This window comes from Novosphingobium sp. P6W, from assembly GCF_000876675.2.
Classification (GTDB): domain Bacteria; phylum Pseudomonadota; class Alphaproteobacteria; order Sphingomonadales; family Sphingomonadaceae; genus Novosphingobium.
Genome location: NZ_CP030352.1, coordinates 1,670,309 through 1,686,485 on the forward strand (window position 1 = coordinate 1,670,309; position 16,177 = coordinate 1,686,485).

Consider the following 16,177-nt stretch of genomic DNA (forward strand, 5'->3'; position numbering starts at 1 on the left):
GTATGGCTGATCTATATCTCAAGGCTCTGGAATCCGAGCGCAAGAGCCTGTGGGCCGCCTGCCGCCTGAAGGGCCTTGCCAAAGGCACGCCCGAGCGGCTGAGGATCGAGGAACTGGACAAGCTGCTGGCTGAACACAAAGCCAAGAAGGCGGGCTGATTCCGCCTGTTCAGTCGTTCAGGTCAGGTCCCAGCGAAGGATCGAGATCGCGCGGGCGGATCAGATGGACCAGCCGCCCGCAGTTCTCCCCCAGATCGGCCCAGTTCTCGATATCGAGCTGGATCACGGCGTAGGCGGCGGTGGGGAACTTGTCCTCCACCACGTCGCGCAGCGGGCTTGAGCCGTCGTCTGGTACCAGGTCGAAGATCAGGTCTTCCAGGCCCGGATTGTGGCCCACCAGCATGATCGAGCGGGGCTCGCCGTCCTGTTCGCGCAGCACTTCGATCAGTGTCGCCGAATTGGCGAGGTAGATGCGCCGGTCCCAGGTGATCGGCGGGGTTTCGCCTGCCGCTTCTCCGGCCAGTTCGATGGTCTGGGTCACGCGCACGGCGGGGGATGCGAGAATGCGCTTCCAGCCCACCAGGTTCTCCAGCCCGTAATCGCGAATGTGCTTGCCCATGACGCCCGCGCCAACCCGGCCACGCTTGTTGAGCGGACGGTCGAAGTCACGCAGGCGCGCGTCGTTCCAGTCCGATTTGGCGTGGCGGAAAATGCCCAGGGTTTTCATGATTGCGAACCAGTTCCTGCAGGCGAGGGATCAGATAAGGGGCCGGGTGTCTTCGGCCGGAACCGCCGGTGCCCCTGAAGCATGGCCGGCCACGCGATGTAAAGCCTCCTCCAGCGAAATACGCCGGATCGGGGTGCCTTGCGGGAAGGCCGAGAGCAGGCGCGAGGGGAACGCGGGTGAGAGCACAACGAAATGGCCATGGTCCTCGCGGCTGCGGATTAGGCGTCCGAAGGCCTGCGCCAGCTTCGCGCGGATGAGCGAATCGTCGTAGGCGCTGCCCCCGTTCGCCAGCCGCCGTGCGCGGTGGAGGATCGAGGGGCGCGGCCAGGGCACTTGTTCCATCACCACGAGGCGCAGCGAATGGCCTGGCACGTCCACCCCGTCGCGCAGGGCGTCGGTGCCCAGTAGCGAGGCGGCGGGATCGTCGCGGAAGATGTCGACCAGCGTGCCGGTGTCGATCGGGTCGACATGCTGGGCGTAGAGCGGCAGGCCGCCGCGTGCGAGGCGGTCGGCGATGCGGCCGTGGACTGCGCGCAGGCGGCGGATTGCGGTGAACAGGCCCAGCGCTCCGCCCTGCGAAGCCTCGATAAGGCGGCCATAAGCCCCCGCTAACGCAGGGATATCGCCCTTAGGCACGTCGGTGACGATCAGCACTTCGGCCTGCGCGGCATAGTCGAACGGGCTTTGGTGCGCGGACAGGCGCGGCGCCACGTCGATCTGCCCGGCGCCCGATTTGGCCACGGCCTTGTCCCAGTTCTCCCCGTCGCGCAGCGTGGCCGAAGTCAGCATCACGCCGTGCGCCGGTTCGAGCACGACTTTCGCGAAAGGCTTCATCGGGTCGAGCCAGCGGCGGTGGATGCCGATGTCGTATTCGCGCGCCTCGGACCGGTCCACTGCCAGCCAGTCGACGAATTCGGGATCGGCCGCGCCGCCCAGCCGGTTGAGCAGCGATTCCCACGCGGCAAGGGTATCGATGCGCCATGTCAGCGAATGGCGGGCACCTTCCAGCCGCGCGCGCCCGGGGCCGTCGAGCCAGTCCGGCGGTTCTTCCAGCAACGCTTCCAGCCTCATGCCGAGCCGGATCAGCGGTTGGCGCAGTTCCACCAGCGCCATCCGCGCGGCCTGCGACACTTCGACGAAAGCGCCCTCCAGCCCGGCCGCCTCGGTTTCCAGCGCATAGCCTGCGTCCTGACCGCCGCTTTCATCGCGGGCGTAGACCGTGGCGCGCACTGCCGAGAGCAGTTCCTCCAGCGGGCCGGAGGCGGCGTTTTCGGCCAGGCGCTGCATCCAGCCATCGCCGGGGAGGGCCTCTGCGGCAGCGCGCGCATCGGTGATGGCCTTGCCGCCGACCTCGTCGTAGCTGGCGATATCGGCGAGGCGTGCGGCCAGACCCCGGCGGCGGCCGCGTGCGTTCTTTTCCGGGCCGATCACCCAGCGCCGCAGTTCGATCGCCTCGGCCCCGGTTAGGGCAGCGGCAAAGGTCGAATCGGCGGCGTCGAAAACGTGGTGCCCCTCGTCGAAGACGATGCGGGTGGGGCGTGATGCAGGATCGCGGCCGCGCGCGGCATTGACCATGACCAGCGCGTGATTGCCGATAACGAGGTCGGCGCCGATGCTGGCGCGGGTGGCGCGCTCGATGAAGCATTTGCGGTAGTGCGGGCAGCCGGCATAGACGCATTCGCCGCGCTGGTCGGTGAGCGAGGCGATGCCGCGCTGGCGAAACAGCGTGCCCAGCCAGCCCGGCAGATCGCCGCCGATCATGTCGCCGTCGCGGCTATAGGCGGCCCAGCGTGCCACCAACTGCGCCAGAATCGCCGCGCGGCCCTGATAGCCACCCTGTAGAGCGTCCTCCAGATTGAGCAGGCACAGGTAATTCTCGCGGCCCTTGCGCACCACGACCGGGCGGCTGCCGTCGGCGCGGCGTTCCGGCCAGGCGCGGCGGCTTTCCTGCCGGAGCTGGCGTTGCAGCGCCTTGGTATAGGTGGAAACCCAGACCGTGCCGCCGGACTGCTCGGTCCACAGCGACGTCGGGGCGAGGTAGCCCAGCGTCTTGCCGATGCCGGTCCCGGCCTGTGCCAGCAGGACATGCGGGCGGCCAGACCGTTCGCGCGGGGCGAAGGCGTGGGCGGCCTCGGCGGCGTAGGCGCGCTGGCCGGGGCGCTGCTCGGCGCTGGATCCGGTCAATTGCGCCAGCCGGGCCAGCACGGCCTCATCTTCCAGCACGATCTGGCGAGGCTGCGCGGGTTCGGGGCTTTCCTCCCACTCGGGCAGGCGGGTGAACAGCCAACGCTCGGCGCGTTCCGGGCGGCGGACGCGGGCGGATAGCAGGGTGGACCAAGGCCAGCGCATCTTGGTGAGCGATTGCAGTGCAGTCCATGCGCCTTCACGCTCGGGCCACTGGTCGCTCTCGCACATTTCAAGCAGGGCGCCCGCCGCTTCCTGCAGCAGGCGGGGGACGTCAGGGTCTCCGGTCGGCTCGGTCAAACCCAGCGCGTGGGCGAGGCCCTTGGGTGTGGGCACCACGAAGCGCGCCGGATGGATGAAGGCGTAAAGCTCCAGCAGGTCCAGCCCGGCCAGGTCGGGATAGCCAAGCCGCGTTGCCAGCAGCGGGGCGTTCAGGATCAGCTGCGGCGTGTCTGCCGCCACCGTCACCGCCTCACCCTTGGAGATCGTGCGCGTCGCACCGCCATCGCGGCGCCAGCAACCGCTGTGACTGGCATGAAGTGCGGGAAGGGGCAGGACGGCCATAAAGCCGTCTTAGGGACGGCGCGCCGCCTTGGGAACGGCGGGTCCAAGGATGCTCACGCAAAAATTACAGGCCGATACATTTTTGGCTCTTGCAAGAGATCATTCGAGATATATCTTAGAGGCATCATGAAAGATATGGAACGCCAGATGAGAAACGAAGACAACACACAGGAGCGCGGTCACGGACGTGGCCGCAGGGGCCGCAGGTTCGGTCATGGCCATGGCTTCGACCGGGAGACGCTGATGGCCGCGATGATGGCCAGGGCAGAGGAGGGCGTGGACGAAGTTCGCGCAGTGCTCGGCCAGCGCGGCAAGCATGCCATGGTACGCGGCCTGATGGGCGCCGGCGCTTTCGGCGGTCGCGGCGGGTTCGGGGAAGGCTTCCCCGGCGGGCGCGGCGGTTGGGGCATGGGGCCCGGTGGTCCCGGCGGCGGCCGTGATGGCGGCGGTCGCGGTGGTCCTGGGGGAGGGCGCCGCAAGCGCCTGTTCGATCAGGCCGAACTGCAGACGCTGCTTCTGGCGCTGATCGCGGAAAGCCCGCGCCACGGCTACGACCTGATCCGCGAGATCGAGGCGCTTTCGGGCGGCGACTATGCGCCCAGCCCGGGCGTGGTCTATCCCGCGCTGACCTATATGGAGGAATCGGGCCTGATCGCGCCGGTCGCCGATGAAACATCGCGCAAGGCTTTCGGGCTGACCGACGAGGGCCGCGCCAAGGCCGAGGCTGACAGCGCCAAGGCCGCAGAACTCAAGGAGCGCCTGACAGCGCTTGCCGCCCAGCGCGACAAGGTGGACCCTGCGCCGGTGCGCCGGGCCATGCATGCGCTCAAGACCGCGATGTTCGACCGCCTCTCGCAGGACGGCGCGGACCGCGAACTGGTCCTCAAGGTGGCCGATGCCATCGACGAGGCCACCCGCAAGATCGAAAGGATCGAAGGTTGAACACCATCGAAGCAAACGTGAAGACGGCCAGCGGCGGCAAGTACGTCAAGCAGTTGTGCAACCACTGGAGCCACAAGCTGGAAACGCATCTGGAGGGAGAAACCGGAACGGTGACCTTTCCGACCGCTGTCGCCACCATGACAGCGGATGATAGCGGCATCGCCATCGCCATCACCGGCGAGAGCCGCGAGGATGTGGAGAAGCTGACCGGCGTGGTGGCCAACCACATCGACCGCTTCGCCTTTCGCGAGGCGCCGCTGACTTACGAGTGGTCCTGGCGCGAGGGATGAAACGGGGAAGGGCGGGCCAGTGCGCCCGCCCGCATCTCCATTTGCCCCGCGTCATTTACACCGCGTCATCCTGACGTTGGCTGTGGGCGGTTAGCTGCGACGCCGCATTCCCGAAAACGACTCCACGCTTGCGAAAATCGCGCTTTTCGCCAATGAGCGCGGCCATGACTGAAAATGCCCTGATCGAAGCCGCACGCGTATCCAAGGCCTGGCCCTTCCAGGAGGCCCAGAAGCTGCTCAAGCGTTATCCGCAGGGCAAGATGGCCCCTGACGGTACGCCTGCGCCGGTGCTGTTCGAAACCGGGTATGGCCCCTCGGGCCTGCCGCATATCGGCACTTTCCAGGAAGTGCTGCGCACCACGCTGGTGCGCCGCGCCTATGAAGCGCTGACCGGCGGCGCGCCGACCCGCCTTGTCGCCTTTTCGGACGACATGGACGGGCTGCGCAAGGTGCCCGACAACCTTCCGAACGGCGATCTGCTGCGCGCCAATCTCGGCAAGCCGCTTAGCCGCATCCCCGATCCGTTCGGCACGCATGAGAGCTTTGCGCATCACAACAATGCGATGCTGCGCGATTTCCTCGATCGGTTTGGCTTCGACTACGAATTCGTCTCGGCCAGTGACCGCTACAATTCGGGCGGCTTCGACGCCGCGATGAGCAACGTTCTGGCCCACTACGAGGGCATCATGGGCGTCATGCTGCCGACCCTGCGCGAGGAGCGCCGCAAGACTTATTCGCCGGTCCTGCCGGTTTCGCCCACCAGCGGCGTGGTGCTACAGGTTCCCGTCGAGGTGCTGGATGCCGCCACCGGCATGATCCGCTTCACCGACGAGGACGGGACCGTCATCGAGCAGACCGCGTTCGGCGGCCAGGCCAAGCTGCAGTGGAAGGTCGACTGGGCGATGCGCTGGTACGCGCTGGGCGTCGACTATGAAATGTGCGGCAAGGACCTGACCGATTCGGTCACGCAGTCGGGCAAGATCGTCCAGATCCTTGGCGGCAAGCGCCCCGAAGGCTTGATCTACGAGCTGTTCCTGGATGAGAACGGCGAAAAGATATCCAAGTCCAAGGGCAACGGCCTGACCATCGACCAGTGGCTGACCTACGGCACCGAAGATTCCCTGGGCTTCTACCTGTTCCGCGAACCCAAGAGCGCCAAGCAGCTCCACGTCGGCGTGATCCCCAAGGCTGTCGATGAATACTGGCAGTTCCGGGGCAACCTGGCAGGCCAGGCGCTCGACAAGCAGCTTGGCAACCCGGTCTGGCACCTGCTGCGCACCAATGGCGACAAGCCGGGTGCGGGCGATACCGTGCCGGTGACCTTTGCGCTGTTGCTCAACCTTGTGGGAGTGCTGGGCGCGGACGCGACGGCGGAGCAGGTGTGGTCGTATCTCGGCAATTACGTAGCCGACGCCAATCCGGAGGCGCACCCCGCGCTGGCCGACATGGTGCGCGCCGCGCTGGCGACCAACCGCGACTTCATCGCGCCGACCCTAAAGCGCCGGGCTCCGTCCGCGAACGAGGCCGAGGCGCTGAAAGCCCTCGACGCGCAGCTTGCCACCGCCGGGGCAGATGTCACCGCCGAAGACCTGCAGAACGCCGTCTACGAGATCGGCAAGAACGAGGCTTACGGCTTCGAGAACCTGCGCGACTGGTTCAAGGCGCTTTACGAAACTCTGCTTGGTTCGCCTCAGGGGCCGCGTATGGGTAGCTTCATCGCCCTTTACGGTGTGCCCGAAACGCGCAAACTGATCGCAGAGGCACTGAGCGCCGCCTGATGCACGGCGTCCCCCGGTCCCCCGAGGAACTCTGCGAGGAACTGCTCGGCCGCAAACTGGTCGACGTGGACCATGAAGAGCGGCGGGTGCTCGAACGCATCGCGTCGGGCACCCTGATGGGCCCGGACGCGCAGGAGGAAGCGGCGCTCCACGCCACTTTCGCCGACAAGCTGGCGGACCGGGTGGCTGCCGTCGGCGGTTCGTGGGGCTTCATCATCGCCTTTGGCGCGGTGCTGTTCGGGTGGATGCTGATCAACAGCAGCGTCCTGGAAATGTTCGGGCTGCATCCCTTCGATGCCTACCCGTACATCTTCCTAAACCTGATGCTGTCGACGCTGGCGGCGATCCAGGCGCCGGTCATCATGATGAGCCAGAACCGCGCTTCGGACAAGGATCGCATCGCCGCCCGCCACGACTACGAGGTCAACTTGCGCACCCAGCTGGAGATCATCCGGCTGCACAAGCGCATGGATCACCTGTTCGAAATTCTCGCTACCCGCTCCCCGGCCAAGGGCGGCGCGGACACCTGAGCGATCCAGCGGTCGACCACCGTTTCCAGAACCGGCAAGGGCAGGGAGCCCGATCCCAGCACGGCGGCATGGAAGCCGCGAATGTCGAAGCGGTCCCCCAGCATCGCCCGCGCCTTGGCCTGCAGGCGCTGGATGGTGAGAGCGCCGATCTTGTATGACAGCGCCTGTGCCGGCATCGCGATATAGCGATCGACTTCGGTCTCGGCATCGCTGCGGCCCATCCCTGAATTGGCCAGCATGTAGTCTATCGCCTCGGCGCGCGACCAGCCCTGCGCATGGATGCCGGTATCGACCACGAGACGCATGGCGCGCAGCATCTCGTCGTCGAGCGTGCCCCAGTGCTGCAGCGGGTCGCGGTAAAGGCCCATGGGATAGCCCAGCGTCTCGGCATAAAGCGCCCAGCCTTCGACGAAGGCGCTGTTGTCGCCGTAACGCTGGAATGGCGGCAGGTCGGCATTGGCGCGTGCCAGGGTGACCTGAAGGTGATGGCCGGGCACGGCTTCGTGAAGGTAGAGCGTGGTCATGCCGCTGAGGAAGCGGTGCGGCAGGTCATAGGTGTTGAAGAAGAACACACCGGGGCGGCCGCGATCTGGTGAACCTTCGGCGTAGGATCCCCCGGCCTCGAAGCGGCCCCGATAGACGGGATAGGGCTCGATCAGCAGGGGGGCGGCAGGGCCCCGCGCGAAGTAGCGCGGCAGGGCGGCGTCGACTTCGCGGCCGATGCGCGCGAAACCCTGGGCCAGTTGCGCGGCGGACTTGGGGTGAAAGCGGGAATCGCTGCGCAGCCGCTCGAAGAAGGCGTCAAGATTACCCGTGTCGCCCAGTTCGCGCAGCACCCCTTCCATCTCGCGGCGGATGCGCGCGACTTCGGATAGGCCGAGCTTGTGCACATCGTCCGGGCCCAGCGGCAACGTCGTCTCGCGGTGGATCAGGACGCGGTAAAGCTGCGCGCCGCCCTTCATCTGTGACAGGCCCACACCATCGGGCGCAGCGGGCAGGTATTCCTCGGCAAGGAACGTGCGCAGGCGGCGGTAGGCGGGCAGGACGCGGTCGTGGACGGCGGATGCGAACGCGGCACGCAGGGCGGCGCGCTTGCCTTCGGGCACCGTGTCCGGGAACTGGTCCAGCGACTGCAGAAACGGCGAATCCGCCTCGCTACGGGCAAGGATCGCGTCGATCTGGGCGATCATGTTCTCGACCGTCAAGCGCGGTTCGATCACCTGGCTGGCCAGCCCTTCGCGAAAGCGCAGGACCACATTGTCGATCATCTGAGGGAAGACACGGTAAAGCGCGAGGGCACGCGCATAATCGTCCTCATCGGCGTAGGCGATCACGCCGCCGGGGGGCATCAGCGAAGGAAACTCGACATGCAGGCCGCCGAAGTGGTTGAACGGGCGCACGTCTGTCAGCGCGCGTATTTCCGGGCGTAGCGCAGCCAGTTCCTGGTCCTTGAGGGCGGCGAAAACGTCGTAGGAAATCTGCAAATCGGCAGGCAGGTCAGCGCGGCGGATCGTCGCCAGCGTGCTGCGGCTGCGGCGCGCGGACGCCTGCTGGTCGCGCGCGAGGGCGTCGGTATAGATGCGGGCGAGGTCGGCGATATCGTCGACATCGCCGCGATAGAGCGCGGCCAGCGGGTCGAGCGCCTCTTCGCGCGCGGCATCGTCGGCGAAGAGGTCTCGCAGGCGGCTGGCCGGGGTCTCGGCGCTGGAAGGGGCCTTTGCGGCAACCTCAGGGGCAACCTGAGGCGCAGCCGCGAGTGCAGCCGTTCCCGGCAGCGACGCAGCGGCGCTGGCAAGAGCCAGTGCCGCGAGTCTAGACCCTGTTCGCCCCGTCATTGCCAGGTGCGGGCCCGGAACCACTTGGTGACGACGTATTTCACGCCTCGCACTACCGGCCTGGCGGCGTGCAGGGTCCAGGGATTGGGAGCGCCGCAAGGCTGGGCATTGTTCCATAGCAGCAGGGTTCCTGCGCGCGGGGGGATGCTGAATTCCATGCGGGGAAAGTCAGTGAGACCGCCTTCGTCGACGGCGTTGAGATAGACCATGGCCGTCCAGCTGCGCTGCCCGCCGCAACGACGCTCGCGCTGCCAGTAACGCGAACCGGTGTCGAACCAGTCACAATGCTCGCGAAAGTACTGCCCGCATTGGTAGCGCTGCCCCTGGGCGGATTCTCCGCAGGCAGAAGCGATGCCGGTCAAGATGGAAATGCGTGTCTCCAGGTCCTGCACACAGGTGTCCATCGCGTCGAGGTCGCCTGAGAAGCTGGTCCGGTAGTCGGGCCAGTCGGCACCGTCAATCAGGCTGGAGGGGCAGGCCACGGCATCGATCGCCGCCATGAGGTGGACGCGGGCGAGGGCGGGCAGGAAGTCGTCGATGGCGTAGATTTCCGCGCGCTCGTCGGGGAGGCGCCGCACGCAGGTTTCACCGGCAAGCCGTTCGCGAACACTGGCGCCTATCCGGGCGAGGGCCTTGCGGTCGGGATGGGCGGGGATTGTCATCTGCCGGGTAGAGTACCTTCGAAGCCCTGCAGATCAATTGCTGCCCTTGCCGCGGCTGGTGAAAAGTAATTTGCGGCTGCCTTCTAAGGAAAACCCCCAGGCTCGTCGAACCTGGGGGTCTTCCGTTTTCAGTTTTTCCGGCCGCTTACCAGAAAAAGTCGTAAATCACGTCGACCACTTCGCCGCTGTAGATGTCCACCAGCATCACGTCGTTATAGTAACGAACCCAGCGATACGGGCCGTAGACTTCCGGCAGACGATACTGCCACGGGTCGTTCACCCAGTAGCGGTTGCCGTAGAACATCGACCCCAGCGAGAAGCCGATGCCCACGCGCCGGTACGAGTAGTTCTGGTAAGGCGAGTAATAACGGCCGATCTGGTAAGTGGAGCGATTGCGGCTGCGATAGCTCTGCCAGTCATACCGATTGTCGCGGCGCCAGCTGTTACGGTCCCAGTTGCGGTTGTTGTTGCCATTGCCGCGCCAGCGGTCGTTGTCACCGCGTCGGTCGTTGTTGTTGCCGTTGCCGCGCCAGCGGTCGTTGTCGCCGCGCCGGTCGTTGTTGTTACCGTTGCCGCGCCAGCGGTCATTGTCACCGCGCCGGTCGTTATTGCCCTGCCAGCCCGAGCCGCGGTCGCGATTATCATCGCGGCGGTCGTTGTTGTTTTGCCAGGAGGAACCACGGTCGCGGTTGTCGCCCCGGCCGTTGTTACGGTCGTTGCCGCGATCGACGCGCACGTTGCCCTGCGGCGGATTGGTGCGGCTTACCGGCTCGCCGTTACGGGTGCCGCCAGCCCAACCCGGAAGGTTGCGGCGGATTTCGTTGGGGCTTGCCTGCTGGCCCTGCGGCGGGCGTTGTTGCTGGCGCTCCACCTGCTGCTGCGGGCGAGGTTGACCGGCGTTGCCGCGCCAGTTGCCACGCTGGCCGTCGTTCCCGCGTGCCTGTGGTTGGCCCTGAGGTTGAGGCTGGGGACGGGCAGCTTCACGCTGGGCGCGTTCCCCGCGATCACCGTCGCCGCGCTGCGCGAAGGCTGGCGTGGACATTCCCGCGACCGCCAGCGCCATGGCGCCGGCCGTGAACAGTACACCTGCTTTTGTCTTTATAATATTTGGCATTGTTCCGGTCTCCAAAACCGAATTCGCCGGACGGCGATCGCGGCTCATCGTGGAACAACCAATAATGCATCGCCGCTGTCGCGGACGTTAACCGCACTGTTGCTCGCCGTTCATTTTCGGGATTATGAACATGAACAGGCCGCCGTCCCGGTTCCGGAACGGCGGCCTGTTCATGTGGCGCCAAGCGAGGGCTGAGCCGCGCCTGCGGTCAGCGCGTCAGCTTCTTGTAGGCCAGTGCGGTCGGACGGTCGGCAGCGTCGCCCAGACGGCGGCGCTTGTCTTCCTCGTACGCGGCGAAGTTGCCTTCGAACCATTCGACGTGGCTGTTGCCCTCGAAGGCGAGGATGTGAGTGGCGAGACGATCGAGGAAGAAGCGATCGTGGCTGATGACCACGGCGCAGCCCGCGAAATTCTCGATGGCTTCTTCCAGCGCGCCCAGCGTTTCCACGTCGAGGTCGTTGGTCGGTTCGTCGAGCAGCAGGACGTTGCCGCCCAGCTTGAGCATCTTGGCCATGTGGACGCGGTTGCGTTCACCGCCCGAGAGCTTGCCGACGTTCTTCTGCTGATCGCCGCCCTTGAAGTTGAACGCACCGACATAGGCGCGAGTCGACATCTCGTGCTTGTTGACCGTCATGTAGTCGGCGCCCTCGGAGATTTCCTCCCAGACGTTCTTCTTGGGGTCGAGGTGGTCGCGGCTCTGGTCCACGAAGCCGAGGTGGACGGTCGAACCCATCTCGATCGAACCCGAATCCGGGGTTTCCTTGCCGGTGATGAGCTTGAACAGCGTGGATTTACCGGCGCCGTTCGGGCCGATCACACCGACGATGCCGCCCGGCGGCAGGATGAACGAGAGGTTCTCGAACAACAGCTTGTCGCCGTAGGCCTTGGAAACGTCCTTGACCTCGATGACCTTGCCGCCGAGGCGCTCGGGCACCTGGATGACGATCTGGGCCTTGCCGGGCTTGCGACCGGCCTGGGCATCCTGAAGCTGCTCGAACTTACGGATACGCGCCTTGGACTTGGTCTGGCGCGCGGCCGGGGTCTGGCGGATCCACTCGAGTTCTTCCTTGAGCGCCTTGGCGCGGCCGGATTCCTCGCGGTCTTCCTGGTCCATGCGCTTGGACTTCTTCTCGAGGTAGGTCGAGTAGTTGCCCTCGTAAGGGAAGTACTTTCCGCGGTCGAGTTCCAGGATCCAGCCCACCACGTTGTCGAGGAAGTAGCGATCGTGGGTGATCATCAGCACCGCACCCGCGTATTCCTTGAGGTGGTTTTCCAGCCATTCGACGGATTCGGCGTCAAGGTGGTTGGTCGGTTCGTCGAGCAGCAGGATCGAGGGCTTCTGGATCAGCAGCCGGGTCAGCGCGACGCGGCGCTTTTCACCGCCGGAGAGGCTTTCCACCGGCCAGTCGCCCGGCGGGCAGCGCAGCGCTTCCATCGCGATTTCGAGCTGGTTGTCCAGCGTCCAGCCGTCGACGGCGTCGATCTTGCCTTGCAGGTCGCCCATTTCCTCCATCAGCGCGTCGAAATCGACGTCTTCCGGCGGATCGCCCATGATGTTGGAGATCTCGTTGAAACGGTCGACGAGGTCGGCGGTTTCGCGTGCGCCGTCCTTGACGTTTTCCAGAACCGACTTGGTCGGGTCCAGCTCCGGCTCCTGCTCCAGATAGCCGACGGTAATGTTCTCACCGGCCCAGGCTTCGCCGGTGAAATCGGTGTCGATTCCGGCCATGATCTTGATAAGCGTGGATTTACCCGCGCCGTTGGGACCAACGATGCCGATCTTGGCGCCCTGGTAGAACTGCAGCGAGATGTCGCTGAGTACCGGCTTGGGAGCGCCGGTGAAGGTCTTGGTCATGCCCTTCATGACGTATGCGTACTGGGCGGCCATGGGCGTCCTTTGGATGGAAGAATACGATATGGGAGTTCTTGGCAACGGCCCTTACAGGCCCGGACATGCGCCCGCAAGATGGGCGGGCATCGAGCGCGCCCCGGTTCAGCCGCGACGGCGCAGGGCTTCGACCAGTTGGCGTACAAGGCGGGGCAGGAAGGCCAGCCCGGCGGTCACTATCGGCACGCAAAGGATCGCCCAGTAGAAATTCACCGGCCGCGCGAATCCGGCGAGCAGGATCACGATAGCGCCGAGCCAGGGCAGGGCGATCCGCGCCAGCGCGGCAGGTGCGCCGAGGAAGCCCACCAGTGCGAGCAGGGCGACAAGGTAGGACAGCGGCGGCGGCAGGAGGTTGATGAGCGTCACGTCCACGATATCCCGCAAGGGCGCCGCGGGCCCGCGCATCCCGCCCCACCCTTGCGAAAGCGCGTCGCCCGGCAGCGAGAGCGGTGTCACGGCGAGTTTGTGCAGATAGAGCGCAATGGCATAGGCAGCGAGCAGGGCGATCCATGCAGCGGCCTCGCGCTTTCTGCCGCCGCGCAGGGCCCAGAATGCAGCGATGGGCACGAAAGGCAGCGCCAGTTCGCGGATCGCCAGCGCGCAGGCGACGGTGAGCAGCGCGGGGACCCACAGGCCGCGCGCCAGCAGCGCGGTCGCCAGCGCGACGAGGACGCCGGCCCACAGTTCATGAGTCACCACCAGATTGGCGCTGGCGACCATGGCGCCGCCGATGAGGACAAGCAGTGCCGCGCCCACCCGCTCGGCGGCGCTGCCCAGCGGGCGCAGCATCGCGTACCAGGCGAGGACGGTGACCGCCAGCAGCGCGCCCAGCAGCAGGTGCGCCGCTTTCAGCCCCAGCGCCGCCTCGATCCAGGCAAGGGTCGGGGGGCGGACAGTGACGAAGGGGCTGGTGGGAAAGCCGTGGGCGCGGTGCAGGCGAGTGGCGGCTTGGTAGTAGCCCTCGCCGCCGCTCACGGCCTGGGCGATGTCGACGTAGAGCTTCACGTCGGAATATGTCCCGTTTCCGGTGATCGCGGCGCCGCCTGGCTCAGCGCGGATCGTCAGGGACAGCGCCGCGAGCAGCACCAGCCCGGCAAGGACGGCAATGGCCTGAAAGCGGGTGAGCGAGGCGAACATCGCGCGGTTGTGTTCGCTCGGACGGCTTGCCGCAAGTGGCGGTATGGCCGCTTTTCCACACCGGCACGAGACACAGCTAACCGCACCTTGGCAGGACCTTGCCGCTCGGTTAGCACCTGCAACATGAGCATTGTCACCAAGCCCCGCCCGCCCATCGCTTTCGGCCTTGCCGCCGCCGCGTTGACCGTTGCCGTTCCGGCTCTTGCCGCGCCCGTCCAGGGCTCCGGCGTCGCCTGGGACATCGTCGAGGGGCTGACGACCGAGATCGGCCCGCGCCCCGCCGGTTCCTCGGCCGAGGACCGGGCGCGGGACTGGGGCGCGCAAAAGCTCAAGTCACTCGGCTTCCAGAAGGTCGCGGTCGAGGAATTCAAGACCCGCGCCTGGACGCGCGGGCCCGAAAGCGCGGCGCTGACCGCGCCTTATGCCCAGCCGCTTGCGATCACGGCGCTTGGCTTTTCGGTGCCCACCCCCAAGGGCGGGCTGAAGGCCGAGCTGGTCTATTTTCCCACGCTCGCCGCGCTGGAGGCAGCGCCCGATGGCTCGCTCAAGGGCAAGGTCGCCTTCATCGATCACGCCATGCGGGCAGCGCAGGACGGTTCGGGTTACGGCCCTTACGGCAACGTGCGCAGGCAGGGGCCGACCATCGCCTCGCGCAAGGGAGCAGCCGGCGTCGTCATCCGTTCGGCAGGCACCGACAGCCACCGCAATCCGCATACCGGGGTCACGACTTTCGCCAAGGACGTCACGCCGATCCCCTCGGGCGCGGTGTCCAACCCCGATGCCGATCTGATCGCCCGCACCGCCGCGCGCGGCAAGCCGATGGCGATCGACCTGACGCTGATGGGCAAGCCGTTTCCCGATGCGACTTCGGGCAACGTTGTGGCCGAACTGCCGGGCCGCGATCCTTCGCTGCCGATCATCGTCGTCGCATGCCATCTCGATTCCTGGGACCTGGGCACCGGGGCGGTGGACGATGCATCGGGCTGCGCGATCGTGACGGCGGCCGCGCTGGCCGCAAACAAGGACGGGCAGGCCCTGCGCACAATCCGCGTGCTGTGGTCCGGCAATGAGGAGATGGGCCTTTCCGGCGGCGGCGGCGAACATTACGTCAAGCTGCACGGCAGGGAGCCTCACGCGCTGGCGATGGAAAGCGATTTCGGCGCCGACAAGGTGTGGCAGGTGAAGTTCGACACCGCGCCCACCGACAAGGCGTTGGCCGACAAGGTGAAGGCCGCGCTCTGGCCGATGGGCATCGTGCCTCATGAAGGCGCTGCCGACGGCGGTGAGGATGTTTCCGCGATCATCAAGGCGCAAAGCCTGGCGGTGATCGATCTTGGGCAGGACGGGATGCATTACTTCGACCTGCACCACACGCCCGACGATACGCTCGACAAGGTCGATCCGCTGGCGCTTCAGCAGAATGTCGATGCCTGGGCTGCGGTGCTCAAGGTGGTGGCCAACGAAGCCGGGCCGATCGGCAAGGCCACCGTGAAAGCGGAATAGGCCGGCGTTTCGTCCGGCCTGAAGGAAGCGGGGCCGTCCGATAAGGCCGGGGCCCCGCTTTACTTCTAACCCGCCGCCGCGATCCTCTCCGCCACCGAAACCAGCCGCTTCGCCTGTTCCAGATGTAGCAGTTCGGTCATCTTGCCATCGACGCGGATGGCGCCCTTGCCCTGGTTCTCGGGCAGGGTGAACGCCTCGATCACCGTCCGCGCCCAAATGAGGTCCGCTTCTCCGGGCGAGAACACCGTGTTGCACGGATCGACCTGCGCCGGGTGGATCAGGCTCTTGCCGTCGAAACCGAACAGCAGCCCCTGCCGGGCCTCGGCCGCAAAGGCATCGAGATCGCGAAACTCGTTGCACACGCCGTCGAGCACCGCGACACCGTGCGCGCGGGCGGCAGCGACTGCCATGGAGAGGAACGGCAGGAACGGCGTGCGTTCCGGCGTCAGCTGCGCGCGCATTTCCTTGGCGAGATCGTTGGTGCCCATGATCCACAGCGACAGGCGGCTGGAATGCGCCATCGCCGCGATGGGCTCCAGCGCAAAGACGCTCGCGCAGGTCTCGATCATCGCCCAGAGTTGCATCGAGGCGGGCGCCGCGGACAGCCCCAGTTCGTAACGGGCGATGTCCTGCGGGCTGTCGACTTTGGGCACCAGCACCGCGTCGGCCTTTGATCCGGCGATGGCGGCAAGATCCGCCGCGCCCCATTCGGTGTCGATGCCATTGGCGCGGATAGCGACCTCCCGGTGGCCGAAGCCGCCTTCCTCGACCGCGGCGACGGCGGCGGCGCGCGCTTCTGCCTTGGCCTCGGGTGCAACTGCGTCCTCAAGGTCGAGGATAACCACGTCGCAGGGCAGGGTGCGGGCCTTGGCAATGGCCTTGGCGTTGGAGGCAGGCAGATAGAGCGCGCTGCGGCGGGGACGGTCGGCTGGGGTCATGCAGGCAGGTTCCCAAGATCAAGAATGTCGCCGCTTCCTTGCGGTGGCCGGGGGCGGCCGGTCAAGCGCAGGTTTGCCGGTGTTCC

The 16,177-nt window shown here is 66.3% G+C and carries 14 protein-coding genes; 6 read left to right on the forward strand and 8 right to left on the reverse strand.

What is annotated here, in order from left to right; genetic code table 11:
- Window positions 1–2: 2 nt before the first annotated feature.
- The gene (locus TQ38_RS30545; protein ID WP_169794998.1) at window positions 3–158 is read left to right on the forward strand and encodes a hypothetical protein; all 156 of its coding nucleotides are present in this window, start codon (window positions 3–5) and stop codon (window positions 156–158) included.
- A 10-nt stretch (window positions 159–168) separates the two neighbouring features.
- On the opposite strand, the gene TQ38_RS08080 is transcribed toward TQ38_RS30545, so the two are convergent.
- Together TQ38_RS08080 and TQ38_RS08085 are read right to left on the reverse strand one after the other, a co-directional pair.
- A complete protein-coding gene (locus TQ38_RS08080; protein ID WP_043975247.1) occupies window positions 169–726 on the reverse strand; it encodes a histidine phosphatase family protein in 558 nt (185 codons plus the stop codon).
- Window positions 727–756: 30 nt separating this feature from the next.
- Complete coding sequence (locus TQ38_RS08085) at window positions 757–3,474, reverse strand: ATP-dependent DNA helicase (protein ID WP_043975245.1); 2,718 nt, start codon at window positions 3,472–3,474, stop codon at window positions 757–759.
- 147 nt (window positions 3,475–3,621) lie between these two features.
- On the opposite strand from TQ38_RS08085, the gene TQ38_RS08090 reads away from it, so the two are divergent.
- The 4 genes from TQ38_RS08090 to TQ38_RS08105 all read left to right on the forward strand — a co-directional run bounded on the left by TQ38_RS08090 (window position 3,622) and on the right by TQ38_RS08105 (window position 7,014).
- Window positions 3,622–4,416, forward strand: coding sequence for a PadR family transcriptional regulator (locus tag TQ38_RS08090; RefSeq protein ID WP_082057678.1), 795 nt, complete (start codon window positions 3,622–3,624; stop codon window positions 4,414–4,416).
- Complete coding sequence (locus TQ38_RS08095; protein WP_043975244.1) at window positions 4,413–4,706, forward strand: DUF2218 domain-containing protein; 294 nt, start codon at window positions 4,413–4,415, stop codon at window positions 4,704–4,706. The genes TQ38_RS08090 and TQ38_RS08095 overlap by 4 nt, the downstream gene beginning before the upstream one ends.
- Window positions 4,707–4,870: 164 nt before the next feature.
- A complete protein-coding gene (locus tag TQ38_RS08100; protein WP_043975242.1) occupies window positions 4,871–6,484 on the forward strand; it encodes a lysine--tRNA ligase in 1,614 nt (537 codons plus the stop codon).
- On the forward strand, window positions 6,484–7,014 hold the full coding sequence (locus tag TQ38_RS08105) for a DUF1003 domain-containing protein (RefSeq protein ID WP_043975241.1): 531 nt from the start codon (window positions 6,484–6,486) through the stop codon (window positions 7,012–7,014). Before TQ38_RS08100 ends, TQ38_RS08105 begins: the two co-directional genes overlap by 1 nt.
- On the opposite strand, the gene TQ38_RS08110 is transcribed toward TQ38_RS08105, so the two are convergent.
- The 5 genes from TQ38_RS08110 to TQ38_RS08130 form a co-directional block, all read right to left on the reverse strand.
- Window positions 6,957–8,849: a DUF885 family protein gene (locus tag TQ38_RS08110; RefSeq protein ID WP_043975425.1), complete on the reverse strand. Its 1,893-nt coding sequence runs from the start codon at window positions 8,847–8,849 to the stop codon at window positions 6,957–6,959. The genes TQ38_RS08105 and TQ38_RS08110 overlap by 58 nt on opposite strands.
- Window positions 8,846–9,511: a 2OG-Fe(II) oxygenase gene (locus TQ38_RS08115; protein WP_043975240.1), complete on the reverse strand. Its 666-nt coding sequence runs from the start codon at window positions 9,509–9,511 to the stop codon at window positions 8,846–8,848. The genes TQ38_RS08110 and TQ38_RS08115 overlap by 4 nt, the downstream gene beginning before the upstream one ends.
- A 145-nt stretch (window positions 9,512–9,656) precedes the next feature.
- Window positions 9,657–10,625 (reverse strand): RcnB family protein, encoded by a 969-nt coding sequence (locus TQ38_RS08120; protein WP_052505687.1) that lies wholly within the window; start codon window positions 10,623–10,625, stop codon window positions 9,657–9,659.
- A 208-nt stretch (window positions 10,626–10,833) separates the two neighbouring features.
- Entirely contained in the window at window positions 10,834–12,513 is a 1,680-nt protein-coding gene (gene ettA / locus TQ38_RS08125) for an energy-dependent translational throttle protein EttA (protein WP_043975238.1), read from the reverse strand.
- A gap of 105 nt (window positions 12,514–12,618) precedes the next feature.
- A complete protein-coding gene (locus TQ38_RS08130; RefSeq protein WP_043975237.1) occupies window positions 12,619–13,650 on the reverse strand; it encodes a hypothetical protein in 1,032 nt (343 codons plus the stop codon).
- A gap of 123 nt (window positions 13,651–13,773) precedes the next feature.
- Between TQ38_RS08130 and TQ38_RS08135 the strand changes: the two genes are divergently transcribed.
- A complete protein-coding gene (locus TQ38_RS08135; protein WP_043975235.1) occupies window positions 13,774–15,153 on the forward strand; it encodes a M20/M25/M40 family metallo-hydrolase in 1,380 nt (459 codons plus the stop codon).
- A gap of 65 nt (window positions 15,154–15,218) precedes the next feature.
- Here TQ38_RS08135 and TQ38_RS08140 read toward each other — a convergent pair whose 3' ends face one another.
- Complete coding sequence (locus tag TQ38_RS08140) at window positions 15,219–16,091, reverse strand: CoA ester lyase (protein WP_043975234.1); 873 nt, start codon at window positions 16,089–16,091, stop codon at window positions 15,219–15,221.
- Window positions 16,092–16,177 lie beyond the last annotated feature (86 nt).

What these genes read in the sequence shown, in the direction of transcription:
- TQ38_RS08130 (WP_043975237.1), bottom strand. Translation starts at nt 13,650, where the DNA reads ATGTTCGCCTCGCTCACCCGCTTTCAGGCCATTGCCGTCCTTGCCGGG.
- TQ38_RS08100 (WP_043975242.1), top strand. Translation starts at nt 4,871, where the DNA reads ATGACTGAAAATGCCCTGATCGAAGCCGCACGCGTATCCAAGGCCTGG.
- TQ38_RS08080 (WP_043975247.1), bottom strand. Translation starts at nt 726, where the DNA reads ATGAAAACCCTGGGCATTTTCCGCCACGCCAAATCGGACTGGAACGAC.
- TQ38_RS08090 (WP_082057678.1), top strand. Translation starts at nt 3,622, where the DNA reads ATGAGAAACGAAGACAACACACAGGAGCGCGGTCACGGACGTGGCCGC.
- TQ38_RS08115 (WP_043975240.1), bottom strand. Translation starts at nt 9,511, where the DNA reads ATGACAATCCCCGCCCATCCCGACCGCAAGGCCCTCGCCCGGATAGGC.
- TQ38_RS08135 (WP_043975235.1), top strand. Translation starts at nt 13,774, where the DNA reads ATGAGCATTGTCACCAAGCCCCGCCCGCCCATCGCTTTCGGCCTTGCC.
- TQ38_RS08105 (WP_043975241.1), top strand. Translation starts at nt 6,484, where the DNA reads ATGCACGGCGTCCCCCGGTCCCCCGAGGAACTCTGCGAGGAACTGCTC.
- TQ38_RS08110 (WP_043975425.1), bottom strand. Translation starts at nt 8,849, where the DNA reads ATGACGGGGCGAACAGGGTCTAGACTCGCGGCACTGGCTCTTGCCAGC.
- TQ38_RS08085 (WP_043975245.1), bottom strand. Translation starts at nt 3,474, where the DNA reads ATGGCCGTCCTGCCCCTTCCCGCACTTCATGCCAGTCACAGCGGTTGC.
- ettA (WP_043975238.1), bottom strand. Translation starts at nt 12,513, where the DNA reads ATGGCCGCCCAGTACGCATACGTCATGAAGGGCATGACCAAGACCTTC.
- TQ38_RS08140 (WP_043975234.1), bottom strand. Translation starts at nt 16,091, where the DNA reads ATGACCCCAGCCGACCGTCCCCGCCGCAGCGCGCTCTATCTGCCTGCC.
- TQ38_RS30545 (WP_169794998.1), top strand. Translation starts at nt 3, where the DNA reads ATGGCTGATCTATATCTCAAGGCTCTGGAATCCGAGCGCAAGAGCCTG.
- TQ38_RS08120 (WP_052505687.1), bottom strand. Translation starts at nt 10,625, where the DNA reads ATGCCAAATATTATAAAGACAAAAGCAGGTGTACTGTTCACGGCCGGC.